Consider the following 228-nt stretch of genomic DNA (forward strand, 5'->3'; position numbering starts at 1 on the left):
GGATGCCCTGGCAGTCAGAGGCGATGAAGGACGTGCTAATCTGCGATAAGCGCCGGTAAGGTGATATGAACCGTTATAACCGGCGATTTCCGAATGGGGAAACCCAGTGTGCTCCGGCACACTATCTCAACATGAATACATAGTGTTGTGAGGCGAACCGGGGGAACTGAAACATCTAAGTACCCCGAGGAAAAGAAATCAACCGAGATTCCCCCAGTAGCGGCGAGC

The 228-nt window shown here is 52.6% G+C and carries 1 rRNA gene; it reads left to right on the top strand.

What is annotated here, in order from left to right:
* Positions 1-228 (top strand): 23S ribosomal RNA (locus WFN61_RS20845); the annotation flags it as partial.

Source organism: Pseudescherichia sp. AS216, assembly GCF_037152055.1.
Lineage (GTDB): Bacteria > Pseudomonadota > Gammaproteobacteria > Enterobacterales > Enterobacteriaceae > Pseudescherichia.